The organism is Streptomyces sp. a15 (assembly GCF_059026085.1).
Genome location: NZ_JBWLKM010000180.1, coordinates 1 through 5,354 on the forward strand (window position 1 = coordinate 1; position 5,354 = coordinate 5,354).

Sequence of the window (5,354 nt, forward strand, 5' to 3'; positions counted from 1 at the left end):
CAACCGCAAGGGCATCGTCTTCAGTGCCCAGGACGTCTTCGAACGCGAGACCCCGGCCGCCCTCGCCGCCGTGGCACAGCTCGACATCACCCCCGACTCGGCGGCACCGCAGGACGAGGCCCCTCTTATCGACCTCACCACGGACGAGTCCGCCGAGCTGGAGTCCATGGTTCCCGGCCTCGCCGAGGTCTGGCCGCTCACCCCCCTGCAGGAAGGTTTGCTCTTTCACGCCGCCTACGACGAGCAGGGCCCCGACGTCTACGAGGGCCAGTGGGTGCTGGAGTTGAGCGGACAGCTCGACGTCGCCCGGCTGCGGGCGGCCTGGCAGGACGTGGCGGCCCGGCACGGGACCCTGCGGGCCGGTTTCCACCGGCTCGGCTCGGGGCGGCTGGTCCAGGCCGTCGTGGAGGACGTACGGATCCCGTGGCGGGAAGTCGATCTCTCCGGGCTCGGCGCGCAGGAGACCGAGGCGCGGCTCGCCGAGACGGCCGCTCAGGAGCAGGCGGAACGTTTCGACCCGGCCCGGCCCCCGCTGCTGCGACTCGTCCTCGTCCGGCTCTCCGACGAGCGTCACCGGCTCATCGTCGTCACGCATCACATCCTCTTCGACGGCTGGTCCATGTCCGTCGTCCTCAATGAGGTCTCCGCGCTGTACGCGTCCGGCGGTGACGCCTCGGGGCTCGGGCCGGCCCCCTCTTTCCGGGACCACCTGGCCTGGCTCGCCCGGCAGGACAAAGAGGCCGCGCGGAAGCAGTGGCGGGCCGAGCTGGACGGGGTGGACGAGCCGACCCTCGTCGATCCCCTGGAACGGGCGCAGGACTCGGCCGACGCGGGCCGGCTGACCCGCGAGCTGTCGCAGGAGTTCACCGCCCGGCTGGTCGCCTTCGCGCGGGGCGGCGGGCTGACGGTCAACACCCTGCTGCAAGGGGCCTGGGCCCTGGTGCTGTCGCGGCTCACGGGCCGCACCGACATCGTGTTCGGCGCACCTGTCGCGGCCCGTCCCACCGAACTGCCGGGCGTCGAGGGGATGGTCGGGGTGTTCATGAACACCGTGCCGGTCCGGGTGCCGCTCGACGGCGGGCAGTCGGTGCTGGAGATGCTGACCGCGCTGCAGGGCCGCCAGTCCGCGTTGATCCGCTCCCACCACCTGGGACTCTCGGAGCTGCAGAAGCTCACCGGGTCCCGTTCCGCCTTCGACTCGGTCCTCGTCTTCGAGAACTACCCTCGCGCGGTCGGCTCCCCGGAGTCGCCCGACACCCTCCGGACGGACCACGTCTCCACCGTGGAGGGCACCCACTACCCGCTGACACTGGGCGTCGTCCTCGGCGACCGCCTCCAGGTCCGCCTCGCCCACCGTCTCGCCCTGTTCTCCGACGCGGACGCCGAGGGCCTGGCGCACGGCCTGACGCGGGTGCTGGAGCAGGTGATCGAGGATCCGTCGGTGCCGGTGGGACGGCTGGACGTGCCCGGCGTCGCCGCCGATCCCACCCCACCGCCGCCGGCCCCCGAAGCGCGCACGGACGTCTCCTCGCTCCCGCCCCGCCGCTTCGCCGAGCAGGCCGCCCGCACCCCTGCGGCCACCGCCCTCGTCGCCGCCGACCGCGAGGTGACGTACGCCGAACTCGCCCGCGACTCCGAGCGCCTGGCGCACCACCTGTCGGCGCACGGTGTCGGCGCCGACACCCGTGTGGCCGTCCTGGCGCCCCGCTCGGTGGAACTGATCACCGCCCTGCTCGGCATCGCGCTCGCGGGCGGTGCGTACGTCCCCGTCGACCCCGGCCACCCCGCGGACCGCATCGCCTTCGTGCTCGCCGATGCCGCACCCGAGGCGGTGCTGTGCACGGTGCGGACCCGGCCGATGGTGCCGGACGGGTTCGCGGGCCTGGTGGTGACCCTGGACGAGACCCCGTTGGCGGGCGACCCCGACGGGCGGGCCCTCGTGGCACCCGACGCCGACCGCATCGCGTATGTCATCTACACCTCGGGTTCCACCGGCACCCCCAAGGGTGCCGCTGTCACCTGGGGCGGGCTGCGGAATCTGGTCGCCGACCGGATCGAGCGGTACGCCATCGGCACGGACACGCGTCATGTACAGCTGGTCTCGCCGAGCTTCGACGTGTCGATGGCGGACATCTGGCCGACGCTGTGCGCGGGCGGCCGGCTGGTGCTGGCCCCGCCGGGCGGGCACACCACCGGCGACGAGCTCGGCGACCTGCTGTACGACCACCGGATCACCCACGCCGTGATGCCCGCCGTCCAGCTCACCCATCTCCCGGACCGCGAACTGCCCGCGCTGCGCGTGCTGGTGAGCGGCGGCGACGCCCTCCCGGCGGACACCCGTCGGCGCTGGGCGGCCCGCTGCGACCTCCACAACGAGTACGGCGTCACCGAGGCGAGCGTCGTCTCCACCGTCACCGCACCCCTGGACGACACGGGTCCGCTGACGATCGGCGGCCCGATCGCGTGCTCCCGCGTGTACGTCCTGGACGACTTCCTGCGTTCCGTGCCGCAGGGCGTGACCGGCGAGTTGTATGTGACCGGCGTCGGCCTGGCCCGCGGCTATCTCGGCCGGCCGGCGCTGACCGCCCACCGGTTCGTCGCCGACCCGCGCAGCCGCGGCGGGCGGATGTACCGCACCGGTGACCTGGTCCGCCGTACCCCGAGCGGCGAGCTGGTCTTCCTCGGACGCGCCGACGAGCAGGTCAAGCTGCGCGGGCACCGGATCGAGCTGGGCGAGGTCGAGGCCGCGCTCGCCGGTCACCCGGACGTCGAGCAGGCGGTCGCCGCGCTCCACGACGGCCGGCTGATCGGCTACGCCGTGCCCGCGGACGGACGCGAGCCGGACCCCTCGGAGGTGCGGGCCCACGCCTCGCGCACGCTCCCCGACTACATGGTCCCGGCGGCCGTGATGGTCCTCGACGAGCTGCCCCTGACCCCGACAGGCAAGCTGGACCGCGAGGCGCTGCCCGCGCCCGACTTCGCCGTCGGAGCCGTCGGCCGGGCACCGAGGACCCCCGCCGAGGACATCTTCTGCACCGCCATCGCCGAGATGTTCGGGCTCGACCGGGTCGGCGCCGACGACAGCTTCTTCGCGCTCGGCGGTGACTCCATCACCTCGCTGCAACTCGTCACCCGGGCCCGGCAGGCCGGACTCGTCGTCACGCCCCGGCAGATCTTCGACGAGAAGACCCCGGAGCGGCTCGCGGCCGTCGCCGAGCCCGTCGGCACCGGGGACCGGGGAGCCGGCGCCGACGACGGTGTGGGCGAGGTGCCCTGGACGCCCGCCGCGCGCTTCCTCGGCGAGCGGGTCGCGGGCGGCGCCTTCGCGCAGTGGATGATCCTCGCCGCACCGCCCGGCCTCAGCCACGACTCCCTCGCCACCGCGCTCTCCGCCCTTGTCGACACCCACGCCATGCTCCGCTCCCGGGTGGCGGACGACGGCTCCCGGCCGCGACTGGCCGTCGGCGCCAGGGACTCCGTGGACACCGACCGTCTCCTGGTGCGCGTGGACGCGACCGGGACCGCGACCCCGGACGAACTCGCCGAGGCCACCGAGGAGGCTGCCCGCGAGGCCGTGGACCGGCTCGACCCGGCGGCCGGGGCGATGGTCGGCGCCGTATGGCTGGACGCGGGACCCGAGCGGGCCGGGCGCCTGGTCCTCGCGGTGCACCACCTCGCCGTCGACGGGGTGTCGTGGCGGATCCTGGTGCCGGACCTCCGGGAGGCGTACGAGGCCGCGGTCGCCGGACACACCCCGCGTCCCGCCCCGGTCGTCACCTCCTACCGGCGCTGGACACGGCGGCTGGAGGCGGAGGCACACCGCGACCACCGTGTCGCCGAACTGCCCGCCTGGGCCGCGCTGCTGCGGGACGCCGCCCCGCTGCCCGGTGTGCCGCCCCTCGACCCGGCCCGGGACACGGCGGCGACCGTACGCCACGCATCCTGGATCCTGCGCAACAACGACACCGCCACCCTCGTCGGCCGCACGGCCGCGCTGTTCCACTGCGGCGTCCACGACATCCTGCTCGCCACGCTGGCGGGAGCCGTCGCCCACTGGCGGCGCGACCCGCACGCGCCGGTCCTGGTGAACGTCGAAACCCACGGCCGTACGCCGCTGGACGGTGCCGATCTGTCCCGTACCGTCGGCTGGTTCACCAGTGCCCACCCGGTACGGCTCGACGTGAGCTCCGTGGACCTCGACCGGGCCATGGTCGGCGAGACGGCGGCGGGGCGGCTGCTGAAGACGGTCAAGGAGCAGATCCGGGCCGTGCCCGGCGACGGGCTGGGCTACGGGCTGCTGCGGTACCTCAACGCCGGGACCGCACCGGTCCTGGCCGAACTGCCCGTACCCCAGATCGGCTTCAACTACCTGGGCCGGCTGGACGCCCGAGCCCGCGGCTTCGCAGGTGCCGCCCGCTCCGGCGCGGCCGTGCCGTGGGAGCCGGCCACCGCCCGCGCCCTGCACAGCTCGGACGACCCGCGCATGCCCGTGCCGCACGCTCTGGAGGCGGGCGCCGTCGTCCGGGACACCCGCCACGGACCCCAACTGACCCTCACCCTCAGCCATCCGGTCAGGGTGCTGGCCGACGAGACCGTGGACGTGCTCGGCCGCACCTGGCTGGCGTTCCTGCGCGGGCTGGCGGCTCACTCGGACCACCCGGCGGTCGGCGGCCACACACCGTCCGACTTCCCCCTGCTGGACCTGGACCAGGACGAGGTCGAGCAGCTCGAAGCGATCGCAGCGGACCTCGAAGGAGGGCTCTCCCGGTGACGTCCACAACCCCGGTCCACGGCTCGGCGCTCGCCGAGGTCTGGCCCCTCTCCCCGTTGCAGGAAGGTCTGCTCTTTCACGCCGAGTACGGCGGACAGGGCCCCGACCTCTACACCATCCAGCGCACCGACCTGCTGAGCGGGCCCATCGACGCCGGCCGGCTGCGCACCTCCTGGCGGGCCCTGCTGAACCGGCACCCCGCCCTTCGGGCCGGCTTCCACCGCCGCAAGTCGGGCCGGTCCGTGCAGCTCATCCCGCGCGAGGTCGCCCTGCGCTGGCGCGAGGTCGATCTGTCGGACACGGACCTGACCGAGGAGGAGGCGCTCACCGAAGTGCGGCGACTGGCCGCCGAGGAACGGGCGGAACGGTTCGACCTCGCCAAGGCGCCTCTGCTGCGGCTACTGCTCGTCCGGCTGACTCCCGAGCGGCACTGGACCGTGATGACCTCCCACCACATCCTGCTGGACGGCTGGTCGATGCCGGTGATGCTCACCGAACTCGCCGCCATCTACGCGGCCGGCGGCGACGCCTCCGGGCTCGGGCCGGCGCCCTCCTTCCGGGACCATCTGGCCTGGCTCGCCCG

General features: G+C 74.1%; 2 protein-coding genes. Both read left to right on the forward strand.

The genetic code is table 11. The features are described 5' to 3' along the window. A partial coding sequence (locus AC5P09_RS51140; RefSeq protein ID WP_493880502.1) for an amino acid adenylation domain-containing protein occupies positions 1-4,771 on the forward strand: 4,771 nt, incomplete at its 5' end. After that, positions 4,768-5,354, forward strand: a 587-nt coding sequence (locus AC5P09_RS51145) for a condensation domain-containing protein (RefSeq protein ID WP_493880503.1), incomplete at its 3' end; no start/stop codon positions are given. The genes AC5P09_RS51140 and AC5P09_RS51145, both read left to right, overlap by 4 nt.